This is a genomic window from Burkholderia metallica (genome assembly GCF_001718555.1).
In the GTDB taxonomy this organism is placed as follows: domain Bacteria; phylum Pseudomonadota; class Gammaproteobacteria; order Burkholderiales; family Burkholderiaceae; genus Burkholderia; species Burkholderia metallica.
On record NZ_CP013403.1, the window covers coordinates 2,881,598 to 2,894,139 of the forward strand.

A 12,542-nucleotide genomic window follows, 5' to 3' on the forward strand; every position below is an offset into this window, starting at 1 on the left:
CCGCCCGGCAGGATCCCGTACGCCATGACGCCGCTTCGCCCGCCGCCGCTCTCGCTGCTCGACCCTTATCGCGGACGGGAGCCGCGCACGCTCTATTCGACGACGGTGACCGTCACGGGCGGCGCGGCGGAGCACGGCCGCGCGTCGGGCGTCGCGCGTTCCGACGACGGCCGCCTCGATGTGGCGCTGCGCCTGCCGCGCGCGCTCGGCGGCCCGGGCGACGGCCCGAACCCGGAACAGTTGTTTGCCGCGAGCTATGCGGCGTGCTTTCACGGCGCGCTGAGCCTGCTCGCCGCGCGGGCCGGCGTGTCGATCGACGGCGCGTCGGTCAGCGCGTCGGTCGACTTCTGCCGCGATCCGGTGGACGGGCTGTTCATGCTGAGCGCGAACATTCGCGTGCGGCTGCCGGGCGTCGAGCGCACGGTGGCGGAAGAACTCGTCCGCCATACGGAGCGCTTCAGCCCTTACACGAAGATGGCGCACGAAGGCATCAGCCACGTCGTGGCGCTCGCGCCGCCGGACGAGACGTCGAGCGGTTGAACGCAGACGGCGCGGCCCGGCGCGTGATGCGCCGGGCCGCGCCGGCCGATGGGTGCTACGCGCCTGCTCAGTGCTTGTCGTCGAGCTTCTTCGGCTTCGGCGGCGACGGCACCTTCGCGTACTGGAACGCGGGCGTCGCCTTCAGCGCGTCCTTCGTCGCGCCCGGCAGGTAGATGTTGCCGTTGCGCACGTCGAGCGACGCGATCGGCACCGCGACGTCGTGCGCGGCCACGCCGAGGAAGCCGCCGGCCGACACGATCGCCGCCGACACCGAGCCGTCCGGCGCGACGATCAGGTCGCGCACGGTGCCGACCTTCTGGTTCTCGTCGTTGTACACGGACTTGCCGAGCACGCTCTTCTTCACGCTCCAGCCTTCGAGCAGCGCCTGCGATTGCTCGACGGTCACGCTGATCGGCTGCGCACCGGCGATCTGCGCGTGCGCGCTGACGCTCGATGCGAGGATGGTTGCTGCGAGGAGGGTCTTGTGGAACGTCATGGTGTTGCACTCCGGTTCGGTTGTTGTGGATTCCGCGAGCGAAGCGACGCATGCATCGCGCTTCGCCCGCGGACCGGCGGCCGGCCGCGCCGCCGATGAGTGCACGCGCAGCGGCCTGCCGCGCGATACCACGCCATGGTAGCCGCACCGGCCCCAGCCGGCCAGCGGCGATCGGACGCAGCGACGACCGGCCGGCCTGTCGGCATGTGGGCCTTCCGCTCGTGGCGAACTCGCCCGTCAGACGGCGATCTCGTCCAGATCGTTCGCGATGGTCAGCGTGCCGGAATAATCCCGGCTGACTTCGTCGCGAAGCCGCTCGATCATTGCGACATCGTTGCGGGGCCGGTGATGCGTCGTCGGCAGCCCATCGCACCACGCGTCACGCGTTGCGCGCGCGCCGTTGCCGCACGGCGTCGGCCAGCACGTCGAGCACGGGTTCCGTCTGCGCCCAGCTCAGGCACGCATCGGTGATCGATACGCCGTATTTCAGCGGCACGCCCGGCTTCAGGTCCTGACGTCCGGCCTCGAGATGGCTCTCCACCATCACGCCGACGATCCGTTGCTCGCCCTGCGACAGTTGCCGTGCGAGATCCTGCGCGACGTCGACCTGACGATCGTGCGACTTGTTCGAGTTCGCGTGCGAGCAGTCGACCATCACCTGCTCGCGCAGCCCGGCCTTGCGCAGCACCGCGCAGCTCGCCTCGACGTGTTCGGCGTCGTAGTTCGGGCCGTTCTTGCCGCCGCGCAGGATCACGTGCGCGTCGTCGTTGCCGCGTGTCTCGAAGATCGCGGCCATCCCCATCTTCGTCATCCCCATGAACGCATGGCTCGCGGCCGCGGCGACGATCGCATCGGATGCGACCTGTACGCCGCCGTCGGTGCCGTTCTTGAAGCCGATCGGGCAGCTCAGGCCCGACGCGAGCTGGCGATGGCTCTGGCTCTCGGTCGTGCGCGCGCCGATCGCGCCCCACGCGATCAGGTCGGCGATGTACTGCGGGCTCAGCAGGTCGAGAAATTCGGTCGACGCCGGCAGGCCCAGCGCGTTGATGTCGAGCAGCAGTTGCCGCGCGGCGCGCAGCCCTTCGTTGATGCGGAAACTTCCGTCGAGGCGCGGATCGTTGATGTAGCCCTTCCAGCCGACCGTCGTGCGCGGCTTCTCGAAGTAGACGCGCATCGTGATCAGCAGGTCGTCCTTCAGCACATCGGCGGTCGCCTTCAGGCGGCGCGCGTAGTCGAGCGCCTGGTCGTGATCGTGGATCGAGCACGGGCCGACGACGAGCAGCAGCCGGTCGTCGCGGCCGTGCAGGATGTCGCCGATCGCGCGGCGCGTGTCCTCGACGAGCGTCTGCGTGGCGGCCGGCACCGGCAGTTCGTCCAGCAGCAGCGCCGGCGAAATCAGCGGACGCACCGCGCCGATGCGGACGTCGTCGATGCGCGTGGTGTCCTGCGTCGCGTCGGCGCTGCCTACCTCGCGATCGTGGGAAGGATTGTCGAGGTTCTGCATGGTGATTCTCCGGGGGACTTTTGGAATGACGGGCAGGCTCGATTATGGCACTCGGGCGGGGCGGGGGCGGCGGGAGAGCGGGAGCGGTGAAGGCCGCGCTCGTGCGTTCGCGGCCGATCCCGGAACGAAAAAAGGCGACCCGTGACGGGTCGCCCGGCCCTGCGCGGCGTTGCGGCGCGGCTAGTGCAGCGTCTCGGGCGCCAGCGAATTGCTCGGCAGCAGCGACGTGAGCCAGCAGTTGCTCGGCGCGGCTTTCCCGTTGAAGCGGTCGTAGAGCCACGGCAACATGCCGGCCACCCACGGCACGATCGCGCCCGCATGCTCGAGCGGATACTCGTTGTACGTGACCGGCGTGCCGCTCGCGCAGAACTTCTGCGCGAGCGCGCGCACGTCGTACGCGAGCATCACGCCGTCGCCCACCTGGCTGCCGAAGGTGCCGTCGAGCGCGCCGGCCGTGCCCTGGCCGATGAACATCGGGATCGTCGGCGACGGGGCCAGCCCGGCATTCACCTTGTTCGCGTACGTCACGTACACCGGAATGCTGTTGATGTCGTTCGCGTACTGCGGCTTGAACAGCGTGCCCCAATGCAGCCCCGTGTACTTCGGCAGGATGTACGCGAGCGACTGGCTCTGGATGTCCTTGAACACCGCCATGCCGGTATCGCTGAGATACGGCGTCAGGTCGAAGCCGTAGCCGCGCGACAGGCCGGCCAGCGCGGCCGCGGCCACGCCGCCCCACACGATGCTGCCGTCGACGTAGCGCAGGTTGTGCGCGGGATCGACCAGCACGCCGCCTTCCGCCGCGCCGACGAGCTGCCGGTTGATCTCGGGCGCATAGCTCGGCGCGAGCTGCGCGGCCCAGTTTGTCGCGATCGCGCCGCCGGAATAGCCGATCATCGCGACCTTGCTCGACGGATTGAGGCCGGTCGACGGCGTGTTGAGCGCCGCGCGGATCGAATCGAGCGTGGTCATCCCGTACTCGGGGCCGGCCGCGAAGTCGGACGTCTGGCCTTCCGTATCGGGCACGATCACGTTGTAGCCGAGCAGCAGCAGCGTCGACAGCGGAATCGATTCCGCGCTGTAGAGCAACGTGCCGACGTTGATGACCTTCGTGACGTCGCGGTCGCCGGCGATCACCTGCGACGGCTCGTCGTACGGGTTCAGCGAATCGTAGGCCGACTGGTACGAGATCGCGCGGCCGTTGCTGACCTGGCTCCGGATCACCGACGTCACGTTGACGACCGGCTGGTTCAGCGCGTTATTGGTGCGATACAGCAACTGCTGCGCGGTCAGCGCGGTCGGGATGCCGGCCACGTGATAGGTGACGTTGCGCGTCTTGAGCACGGTGCCCGGTGGAATCGATGCCAGCGGCGTGGTGCCGGTGTACGTGTAGAACGGGTCGGACACGGTCGGCGCGGCGGCAGTGGCCGGCGGCGCGGCGACGGCCAGCGCGGCGGAAACGGCCGCCGCGGCCATCATGAAACGTCTGGAGGACATGGTGGGAGCCCCTGGGATAACCTGCTTTCATCGAAGGAAGTTCGGCGGTGTTGCAGACCATCGCGTGTGGCGCTTCAAAACCGTTTCAAAGCCATCGACTGTCTCCTGTGAATGAATGATCCGGCCTGTTCTGAATCCGTAATTTTAGTAGGAGTACAAACCGGATTCATTGAAGCACAACGAACCCGCACTCGATGGGCGTTTTCCGCTGTTTGAAGGTAAACGCCTAAATCCGATGCCGCGCGAGGCGGGGTGTTGGCCGCGCCGGGCGCCGCCTGTCGCGACCGATTGTTCCCCGCCCAACCGACACGCCGCGATGACCGTCTCCGATCTGCTGCGCGGCACGTATCTCGACTGGAATCGCGTGATCGACGCGACTACGGCAGGCAAGGATGGCGATCCGGAAACGAGCCCCGCACTGGTGAGCTTCATCACGCGGCTGCGTGACAAGGCCGAATCCGTCGCTCACCCGACGGATGGCGACAGCGATTCGATCGCATGCGCCGACGTATTCCCGCAGTATCTGGCGTTCGAGTTCGATGCGCCCGGCAAGCTGTCGTTCAGCGTCTCCGGCATCGGGCACGCGATGGGCGCGCGTCTCGGGCCGCAGCTCGATGCGTCGTTTGCGGCGCTCGCGCCGGTTCTGAAGCCGGGCGGTTCGCGCTATCTGGTACCGGGGGTCAAGCTGAAGTAACGCGGCGGTGCGTGCGGTATCCGCATCGCGCGCCGGCCAGCCCGCGTGGTGGCGGGGCCGGGCAATGCACACGCACCGCAGCCGCTTATGTCAGGACGCGTCGCCTGGCGCGTCGACGTCGATGCCCAGCTCGCCGGCCATCCGAAGAACCAGCGCATTCAGCCGCGCCACTTCATCGGCAAGGCGCTTCTGTTCGGCCTTCAGCGCTTCGAATTCGGAAGGCGGCACGGAATCCGCGCCGCCGGCATCGGCGCTCGCGAAGTCGGCCAGGTTCACTTCGCCGCACATCAGGTGCATCCAGCGGTTCTCGCGCGCCCCCGGCGCACGCGGCAACCGGACGACGAGCGGCTGCGCGCGCGCCGCCAGCTCGTCGAGGAATGCCTCGACCGACGAGATATCCGCGAAACCGTGCAGGCGCGCGCTGTTCAGGCGCAGCTCGGCGGCCGTCTGCGGGCCGCGCAGCAGCAGGATCGTCAGCAGCGCGATCGCCTGGCTCGGGATGCCGAGCACGCGGTTCACGTTGTGCTCGAAACGCGGCACGCGGCTGCTGCTGCCTTCCATCACGAGGCTCAGGTGCTTCAGCCCGTCGAGCGCGGTCGTGACTTCATCCTCGCTGACGTTCATCACCGGCGAACGCGCGGTTTTCTGGTTGCAGCCCGCGGTCAGCGCATTCAGCGACAGCGGATAGGTGTCCGGCACCGTGTGCTGTTTCTCGACGAGCACGCCGAGAATGCGGGCCTCGAGGGGCGTGAGTTCGCGAAGGGCGCGAGGCGTGGGCGTATCCGGGGTGGTGGTCATGAGTGGCGTCGCAGCGTGCAGCAGGTGAAGGGAAACGGTCGCGGCCCGCGCGGCATCGCGCACGGGCGAGCCATATGATAGCTTGCGGCACGCGGCCCGGCGCTGCCTGCCGCGCCGACGCGTGTACTGGCCGCAGCCGGCTTTCGTCCAACGTATCGGCAGGTCCGTGTCGCACGGCAATGCGTGCCGCCACGCCGCGACTGCCGGCACCTTACGCATGGCGGCGTTTGCGCGACGCGCAGGCGGGCGCTACGATATCCGTTACCCCGACGTCCGCGGCGCCGCGCGACCGCCCTCACACCGCACCACGCATCGCCCATTCCGCACGCGATGCCGCCACGCAGGCGCACCGCGCGTCGACACCGCTCATCCGTTCACCCTTTCCACCCGTTCACCGCCATGACCGCATCCTCTTCCGCACCGCACGTGCGCGCCATCGTCACCGGACACACGCGCGGCCTCGGCGCGTCGCTCGCCGAACAACTGCTGCTGGAAGGCGTCGCCGTGCTCGGCGTGTCGCGCAGCCGTCACCCGTCGCTCGCGTCGCAGGCCGGCGACCGCTTCGCCGAAATCGAACTCGACCTGTCGGACCCGCCGGCCGTCGCGGCCTGGCTGGCCGGCGATACGCTGCGCCGCTTCGTCGACGGCGCGTCGATCGTGCTGCTGTTCAACAACGCGGGCATCGTCGATCCGATCGGCCCGCTCGCCGCGCAGGATCCGTCGATCGTTGCGCGCGCGGTCGGCGTGAACGTCGCGGCGCCGCTGATGCTGTCGGCTGCGCTCGTGCAGGCAGCATCGGCCGCGACCGAATGCCGGATCCTGCACGTGTCGAGCGGCGCGGCGCGCAACGCGTATTCGGGCTGGAGCGTGTACTGCGCGACCAAGGCCGCGCTCGATCACCATGCGCGCGCGGTCGCGCTCGATGCGAACGGCGCGCTGCGGATCTGCAGCGTTGCACCGGGCGTCGTCGACACCGGCATGCAGGCGACGATCCGCTCGACCAGCGAAGACAACTTCCCGATGCGCGAGAAATTCGACCAGTTGAAGTCGAGCGGCGCGCTCGCGACGCCCGAAGCCGCCGCGCGACACCTGATCGGCTATGCGCTGAGCGATGCATTCGGCTCGGTGCCGACCGCCGACGTGCGGGAGTTGCCGGGCCACTGAGTCGCCCGGCCGCGGGGCCACACGAGCACGCGGCCGCGCCACCCGTCAACGCCCGTCGAGCCGCTTCGTCCAGTCTTCGACCTGCCGCTCCATGCGGCGCTTGTCGAGCATCTTGCGCCACCCGGACGGCAGGACCGGCACGGCGCACAGCGCATCGAGCGCGGCCATGTCGAGCGTGCGCCGGTACAGCACGTCGAGCACGGTCGACAGCGGCCATTGCGGATAGCAACGCTCGTGCAGCGCCAGCACGTCGCCCGGCGCGACCCACCCCTCCTGCAGCACGCGGTAATACCAGCCGGTCCGGCCGCTTTGCTGCACAAGCGCGGCCATCCGCGGATGCTCGAAACGCGCATTCAGCTTCCAGCACGGCTGCCGCGACTGCGACACCTGAAGCACCGCGCCACCCAGCGTGAACACGTCGCCGAGACATACGTCGTCTTCGGTCATTCCGTGCGTCGACAGGTTCTCGCCGAACGCGCCCGGTTGCGCGAGCACGTCGCGCGCGCCGATCTGCGCGGCCCACCACGCATAGTGATCGTGCGCATAGTGGTGGACCGCCTTGTCGGGGCCGCCGTGATGTCGTGCATCGGCCTGCTCGTCTCCGGCAAAGCCGTGCGTGCCCAGCCACAGACGCGCGCCGACCGGCTGCTTGTCGATCGCGCTCGCGTGCGGCGTGCCGGCCAGCGGCCGGCACTTGCCGACCCGCACCGCGCCGATGACGGCCGAGATTGCCGCGCGTGCCGGATCGCTCATGTCGTCACACCGTCCGGCAGCGCCGCGAGCAGGCGTTCGAGTTCACGCGTGCGCGCGTCGCCGAGCGGCATCAGCGGCTTCCTCGGTTCGCCGGCATCGAAGCCGCGCAAACGCAGCCCGGCCTTCACGGTCACCGGCAGCCCGCCGCTGACGATGAACTGCAGCAGCGGCAGTTGCGCATGAAAGACCGACCTCGCACGCGCGAGGTCGCCCGCACGCATCGCGTCGAACAGCGCCAGCGGCAACGCCGCATTCAGGTTCGGCGCGGCCGTGCACCATCCGGTGGCGCCTGCCGCGAGCGCGGCGAGCGCCATCGGGTTGCTGCCGTTGTAGAACGGGATCGCGCCGTCGCTCAACTGCGCGAGCCGGTGCATCCGGCCGATGTCGCCGGTGCTCTCCTTCACCATCGTCACGTTGTCGACGCTCCGGCAGATCGTGGCGATCAGCTCGGGCGACATGTCGACGCCGCTCGTCGCCGGGTTGTTGTACAGCATGATCGGGATGCCGATGGCGTCGCCGATCGCGCGATAGTGCGCGACGATTTCTTCGTTGGCGAGCTTCCAGTACGACACCGGCAGCACCATCACCGCATCGGCGCCGGCCTGTTCGGCGAAGCGGGCGCGGCGCACCGCGCCCGCCGTGGTGAGATCGGAAATGCCGACGACGGTCGGCACGCGTCGGCGCACCGCGCGAATCGACGCGGCGGCGACCGCCTCCCATTCGGCGTCGGACAGGTACGCGCTCTCGCCGGTACTGCCCAGCGGCGCGATCGCATGGACGCCGTCGGCAAGCAGGCGCTCGATCAGCGCATCGAGCGTTTTCAGGTCGACGCTACCATCGGCGGAAAATGGCGTAACGGGGTAGGCAATGATGCCTTTCAGCAGGATGGACACGATAGGGATTCCTCAATGATGAATACATGGCTCGGCAACGAATCGGCCGCTCACGCGACGCAATCCCGATGCGTGCGCAATGCACGGCGCGCGTAGTAGTCGAACGTCACCGCATCGCGCTTCGGCTTCGAGATCCAGTAGTGCGCTTCGCGCGCCAGCGCCGGAGGCACCGGCCGGATCTCGCCGGCCGACATCGCGAGCAATTGCAGCTTCGCGGCCCGCTCGATCAGCAGCGCGAGCAGGCAGGCTTCCTCGATCGTCTTGCCGACCACGAGCTGGCCGTGATGCGCCAGCAGGATCGCGCGCTTGCTCCCCAGCGCCTTCGAGATGATCTCGCCCTCCTCGTTGCCGACCGGCACGCCGGGCCAATCCTTCAGGAACGCGCAGTCGTCGTACAGCGGGCAGGTGTCCATGTGCGACACGACGAGCGGCTGCTCGAGCATCGACAGCGCCGCGACGTGCGCCGGATGCGTATGGATGATGCAGTTCACGTCCGGGCGCTCGCGGTAGATCCACGTGTGGAACCGGTTGGCCGGATTCGGAATGCCCTCGCCGTCGACGACGTCGAGATCCTCGTTCACGCGCAGCAGGTTCGCGGCGGAGATTTCGTCGAACCCGAGCCCGAGCCGCTGCGTGTAGTAGGTGCCGGCGTCGCCCGCGCGGCACGTGATCTGCCCGGCCAGCCCGGAATCGTGGCCGGCGTCGAACAGGATCCGGCACGTGAGCGCGAGCTTCTGCCGCGCGGACCAGCCGCTGTCGCCCACTTCGTTTTCAAGCCGCCGCTCCGCCAGCGCGACCAGCGCTTCCTTCGTCAACTTCAGCGTTTCCGCCATGTTCGCCTCCTGAATGGCGCCGGCCTGCCGCGCCGTCCGCAGCCGTTTTCCCGGCACCACGCGACACACGATACACCATAGGACACTTTGTGTCATGCGTTACAATCGGTTTTTCGAAGGACACCTGGCGCCCCATGACGATTCGCCTGAAGCTGCTCAGAAAACAGAAGGGCTGGACGCTCGACGTGCTGGCCGACGAGACGGGTCTCACCAAGAGCTACCTGTCGAAAGTCGAGCGCGGCCTGAGCGTGCCGTCGATCGCGGTCGCGCTGAAGCTGTCGAAGGCGTTGAACGTCGATGTCGAGCAACTGTTCTCCGAAAGTCACAACCGCGAGCTGATCACGGTCACGCGCGCCGGCGAACGCACGGCGATGGGCGCGGCGGCCGACAGTCGCGCGCACCGCTTCGAAAGCATCGCGGCCGGCGTCGCGCCGAAGAAGATGCTGCCGTTCGTCGTGCATCCGCCGCACGAATTCGTCGCGTCGACGTTCCGCGAGCACGAAGGCGAGGAATTCCTGTTCGTGCACAAGGGGCGCGTCGAGATCGAATTTCCGAACGAGACCGTGCAACTCAAGGCGGGCGATTCGGTCTATTTCAACGCACTCATCCCGCACCGCACGCGCAGCCTCGGCACCGCGCAGGCGGAGATCCTGGTCGTCGTCAGTCACGACGACTAGCATCGTCACCTCTTCGCGCAAGGATTCCCCGATGGTCACGAAGGCCACCGCACCGTTCCAGCAGATCAAGACGCTCGTTCGCCGGAATGTCGAATCCGGCGACTGGCGCCCCGGGGACCGCATTCCGTCCGAGCTCGATCTCGCCGCGCAGTTCGGCGTCGCGCGCATGACGGTCAACCGCGCGCTGCGCGAGCTGACCGAGGAAGGCGTGCTCAAGCGCATCGCGGGCGTCGGCACCTTCGTCGCCGAGGAGAAGCCGCAGTCGAACCTGCTGATGATCGCGCACATCCGCGACGAAATCCGCGCGCGCGGGCACGAATATCGCTGCCGCGTGCTGAGCCGGGCAAGCGAGCCCGCGTCGTTCGACGTCGCGGCCGCGTTCGGCCTGCCGGTCAACACACCGGTCTTTCACGTGGTGTGCGTGCACGAGGAAAACGGCCGCCCGATCCAGCTCGAGGATCGCTACGTGAACCCGGCCGCCGCGCCCGGCTTCATCGACCAGGATTTCCAGACCGAGCCGCCGTCGGAGTACCTGTACAACAACGTGTCGCACTACGAACTGGAGATCGAGCACGTGGTCGATGCGTCGCTGCCGACCGGCGAACAGGCGCGGCTGCTCGACATGCGCGCCGACGAGCCGTGTCTCACGCTCACGCGTCGTACCTGGACGAACGGGTTGCCCGTCACGTTCGTGCATTTCCTGCATCCGGGCAACCGCTACCGGCTCGGCTCGCGCTTCAAGCCGGGTGCCGGGCGCCACCCGACCTGAGTCTTCATCGTCCGTACCAACGAGCACGGCGGCCGTTTCGCGATGAAACGGCCGCCGCGTTATGTATCGACCCTGCTCAGATCGCGCCGGCCTGCCCCGCGCCGCGCGACCACACGACCGGAAACAGCGGATGATCGAGCGGCGCGCCGTCGGGCAATTGCTCGGCGAGCCCGGGGAACTCGGGCGACGTCTTCCAGCGGCGCGGCGCGTGACGGATGTCGTCGCCGACGAAGCGGATCGAGAACGCGCGGCGGCGGTTCTGCGTGCCGCCCGACGCGTGCAGCGTCAGCATCCGGAAGCACACCATGTCGCCGGGTTCGAGCGCCCAGCGGCGGATCGGAAACGCCGCGCGGTCGGCCTCGATGTCTGGCAGGTCCGCGAGGCTGCCTTCCGGGAACCACTTCGCTTCCTTGTCCATGAACGTACGCGGCATCAGCCACGGCCCGCGATGCGAGCCCGCGACGAATTCCAGCGTCGATTCGAGCGGCACCGGGTCGACCGGAATCCACATGCTGACGTTGTCGTCGCCTTCGATGTTGTAGTACGGCTGGTCCTGATGCCACGGCGTGCGCTGCCGCGTGCCGGGCTCCTTCACGAGCAGGTGGTCGTGATGCAGCCGCACGCTTTCGGTGCCCATCAGCGCGGCGGCCACCGACGGCGCCGGCGAGCGCACGATGAAGTCGCGATACGCGTCGTTGTGCTGCCAGTTGCAGAAATCCTCGAAGAACCAGCCCGGATCGTCGGGCCGGCTCGCGACCTTCGCGCGCACGCTCGGCTGCGCGAGGTTCGCATCGATGCCGGCGCGCAGCGCGGCGACTTCGTCGGGCGAAAAAATGCCCTTGATGCAGACCGCGCCTTCGTCTCGGAACGCGGCGATCAGTTCGGGCGTCACGGCTTGCGCGACGCGATCCTGGATACTCGTCATGGTGTGCCTGTCGATTGAATGCGTGACGGAGTCACGGTGCCGAAGTCAGTTGCTGCTTCGCGCCGTAGATATCGAAATCGAAGTATTTCGCGGCGATCTTCTGATACGTGCCGTTCGCGCGGATCGCGACGATCGCGTCGTTCAGCCGCTTCTTCATGTCGGCATCGCCCTTGCGCACGCCCATCGCGACGCCGTAGCCCGTGATCCGCACGTCGGTCACGTCGGGGCCCGCGAACGCGTAGCCCTTGCCGCGCGGCGTCTTCAGGAACGAGTAGCCGGCCTGCGTCTTGTCCTGGAAGGTCGCGTCGAGGCGGCCGTTGACGAGATCCTGATACACCTGGTCCTGGTTCTGGTACGAGACGATCGTCACGCCCTTGGTCGCCCATTCGGCCTTCGCGTACGCCTCCTGCGTCGTGCCCTGGTCGATCCCGATGCGCTTGCCCGCGAGCGACGCGGCGGTGGGCAGCAGCTTCGAGCCGACCGGCGCGACGAGCGCGCCCGGCGACGCATACAGCTTGTTCGAGAAATCGATCTGCTTGAGCCGTTCGTCGGTGGCCGTCATCGCGGACATGATCACGTCGAACTTGCGCGCGCGCAGCGCCGGGATCATCCCGTCGAAGCCCTGCTCGACCCACACGCATTTCGCGCGCAGGTGCTCGCAGATCGCGTTGCGCAGGTCGATGTCGAAGCCGGCGAGCGAGCCGTCGGGCTGCTTCGCCTCGAACGGCGGATAGGTGGGATCGATGCCCCAGCGGATCGTCGACGTGTCCTGCGCGAACGATACGAGCGGCGCGAACGCCAGCGCGGTGACGAAAAGCGTTGCAGAGCGGTTCATGACGGGTCCTTGAAAGTCTCGACGCGCGGCGGGCAGGCGCCGGCGTCCGGTGGGTGCGATTGCGCCGGAGCGGCAGGCGCGGGGCGCGAAAGACAGGGACTTCGATGAAACTGCGATGCAGTCTAGACCGCTCAATTTTCGAGCGCAAGCGGGAGAAACGGAGG

14 protein-coding genes are annotated in these 12,542 nt (G+C 68.1%); 5 read left to right on the forward strand and 9 right to left on the reverse strand.

Features of this window, described 5'->3' with window-relative positions:
* The first annotated feature begins 24 nt into the window (after positions 1-24).
* The gene (locus WJ16_RS32220; RefSeq protein ID WP_069260975.1) at positions 25-540 is read left to right on the forward strand and encodes an Ohr family peroxiredoxin; all 516 of its coding nucleotides are present in this window, start codon (positions 25-27) and stop codon (positions 538-540) included.
* 67 nt (positions 541-607) lie between these two features.
* Here the strand turns inward: WJ16_RS32220 and WJ16_RS32225 are convergent, their stop codons facing one another.
* From WJ16_RS32225 to WJ16_RS32235, 3 genes are all read right to left on the reverse strand, one after another.
* On the reverse strand, positions 608-1,036 hold the full coding sequence (locus tag WJ16_RS32225; protein ID WP_069260976.1) for a PRC-barrel domain-containing protein: 429 nt from the start codon (positions 1,034-1,036) through the stop codon (positions 608-610).
* 379 nt (positions 1,037-1,415) lie between these two features.
* Positions 1,416-2,540, reverse strand: coding sequence for a 3-deoxy-7-phosphoheptulonate synthase (locus WJ16_RS32230; protein ID WP_069260977.1), 1,125 nt, complete (start codon positions 2,538-2,540; stop codon positions 1,416-1,418).
* Between the two features lie 180 nt (positions 2,541-2,720).
* Complete coding sequence (locus WJ16_RS32235) at positions 2,721-4,037, reverse strand: lipase family protein (RefSeq protein WP_069260978.1); 1,317 nt, start codon at positions 4,035-4,037, stop codon at positions 2,721-2,723.
* A gap of 169 nt (positions 4,038-4,206) precedes the next feature.
* On the opposite strand from WJ16_RS32235, the gene WJ16_RS32240 reads away from it, so the two are divergent.
* A complete protein-coding gene (locus WJ16_RS32240; protein WP_236858356.1) occupies positions 4,207-4,731 on the forward strand; it encodes a hypothetical protein in 525 nt (174 codons plus the stop codon).
* A 90-nt stretch (positions 4,732-4,821) separates the two neighbouring features.
* Here the strand turns inward: WJ16_RS32240 and WJ16_RS32245 are convergent, their stop codons facing one another.
* Complete coding sequence (locus WJ16_RS32245; RefSeq protein WP_069260980.1) at positions 4,822-5,529, reverse strand: YceH family protein; 708 nt, start codon at positions 5,527-5,529, stop codon at positions 4,822-4,824.
* 399 nt (positions 5,530-5,928) lie between these two features.
* On the opposite strand from WJ16_RS32245, the gene WJ16_RS32250 reads away from it, so the two are divergent.
* Positions 5,929-6,693 (forward strand): SDR family oxidoreductase, encoded by a 765-nt coding sequence (locus WJ16_RS32250; RefSeq protein WP_069260981.1) that lies wholly within the window; start codon positions 5,929-5,931, stop codon positions 6,691-6,693.
* A gap of 45 nt (positions 6,694-6,738) precedes the next feature.
* Here WJ16_RS32250 and WJ16_RS32255 read toward each other — a convergent pair whose 3' ends face one another.
* The 3 genes from WJ16_RS32255 to WJ16_RS32265 are packed head-to-tail and all read right to left on the reverse strand — an operon-like array spanning position 6,739 to position 9,172.
* Positions 6,739-7,446: an MOSC domain-containing protein gene (locus WJ16_RS32255; RefSeq protein WP_069260982.1), complete on the reverse strand. Its 708-nt coding sequence runs from the start codon at positions 7,444-7,446 to the stop codon at positions 6,739-6,741.
* The gene (locus tag WJ16_RS32260; RefSeq protein ID WP_069260983.1) at positions 7,443-8,339 is read right to left on the reverse strand and encodes a dihydrodipicolinate synthase family protein; all 897 of its coding nucleotides are present in this window, start codon (positions 8,337-8,339) and stop codon (positions 7,443-7,445) included. The genes WJ16_RS32255 and WJ16_RS32260 overlap by 4 nt, the downstream gene beginning before the upstream one ends.
* 50 nt (positions 8,340-8,389) lie before the next feature.
* The gene (locus WJ16_RS32265) at positions 8,390-9,172 is read right to left on the reverse strand and encodes an aldolase (RefSeq protein WP_069260984.1); all 783 of its coding nucleotides are present in this window, start codon (positions 9,170-9,172) and stop codon (positions 8,390-8,392) included.
* A gap of 134 nt (positions 9,173-9,306) precedes the next feature.
* Here WJ16_RS32265 and WJ16_RS32270 point away from each other — a divergent pair, with 134 nt between their 5' ends.
* Both WJ16_RS32270 and hutC read left to right on the forward strand, forming a co-directional pair.
* Positions 9,307-9,849 (forward strand): helix-turn-helix domain-containing protein, encoded by a 543-nt coding sequence (locus WJ16_RS32270; RefSeq protein WP_069260985.1) that lies wholly within the window; start codon positions 9,307-9,309, stop codon positions 9,847-9,849.
* Positions 9,850-9,880: 31 nt separating this feature from the next.
* Positions 9,881-10,618, forward strand: coding sequence for a histidine utilization repressor (gene hutC, locus WJ16_RS32275; protein WP_069260986.1), 738 nt, complete (start codon positions 9,881-9,883; stop codon positions 10,616-10,618).
* Between the two features lie 76 nt (positions 10,619-10,694).
* Here hutC and WJ16_RS32280 read toward each other — a convergent pair whose 3' ends face one another.
* Together WJ16_RS32280 and WJ16_RS32285 are read right to left on the reverse strand one after the other, a co-directional pair.
* The gene (locus WJ16_RS32280) at positions 10,695-11,543 is read right to left on the reverse strand and encodes a phytanoyl-CoA dioxygenase family protein (protein ID WP_069260987.1); all 849 of its coding nucleotides are present in this window, start codon (positions 11,541-11,543) and stop codon (positions 10,695-10,697) included.
* 31 nt (positions 11,544-11,574) lie between these two features.
* Complete coding sequence (locus WJ16_RS32285; RefSeq protein WP_069260988.1) at positions 11,575-12,378, reverse strand: ABC transporter substrate-binding protein; 804 nt, start codon at positions 12,376-12,378, stop codon at positions 11,575-11,577.
* Positions 12,379-12,542: the final 164 nt, after the last annotated feature.

Coding starts and splice junctions, on each gene's coding strand:
- WJ16_RS32270 (WP_069260985.1), top strand. CDS start 9,307: ATGACGATTCGCCTGAAGCTGCTCAGAAAACAGAAGGGCTGGACGCTC.
- WJ16_RS32245 (WP_069260980.1), bottom strand. CDS start 5,529: ATGACCACCACCCCGGATACGCCCACGCCTCGCGCCCTTCGCGAACTC.
- WJ16_RS32285 (WP_069260988.1), bottom strand. CDS start 12,378: ATGAACCGCTCTGCAACGCTTTTCGTCACCGCGCTGGCGTTCGCGCCG.
- WJ16_RS32220 (WP_069260975.1), top strand. CDS start 25: ATGACGCCGCTTCGCCCGCCGCCGCTCTCGCTGCTCGACCCTTATCGC.
- WJ16_RS32255 (WP_069260982.1), bottom strand. CDS start 7,446: ATGAGCGATCCGGCACGCGCGGCAATCTCGGCCGTCATCGGCGCGGTG.
- WJ16_RS32250 (WP_069260981.1), top strand. CDS start 5,929: ATGACCGCATCCTCTTCCGCACCGCACGTGCGCGCCATCGTCACCGGA.
- hutC (WP_069260986.1), top strand. CDS start 9,881: ATGGTCACGAAGGCCACCGCACCGTTCCAGCAGATCAAGACGCTCGTT.
- WJ16_RS32265 (WP_069260984.1), bottom strand. CDS start 9,172: ATGGCGGAAACGCTGAAGTTGACGAAGGAAGCGCTGGTCGCGCTGGCG.
- WJ16_RS32280 (WP_069260987.1), bottom strand. CDS start 11,543: ATGACGAGTATCCAGGATCGCGTCGCGCAAGCCGTGACGCCCGAACTG.
- WJ16_RS32225 (WP_069260976.1), bottom strand. CDS start 1,036: ATGACGTTCCACAAGACCCTCCTCGCAGCAACCATCCTCGCATCGAGC.
- WJ16_RS32230 (WP_069260977.1), bottom strand. CDS start 2,540: ATGCAGAACCTCGACAATCCTTCCCACGATCGCGAGGTAGGCAGCGCC.
- WJ16_RS32235 (WP_069260978.1), bottom strand. CDS start 4,037: ATGTCCTCCAGACGTTTCATGATGGCCGCGGCGGCCGTTTCCGCCGCG.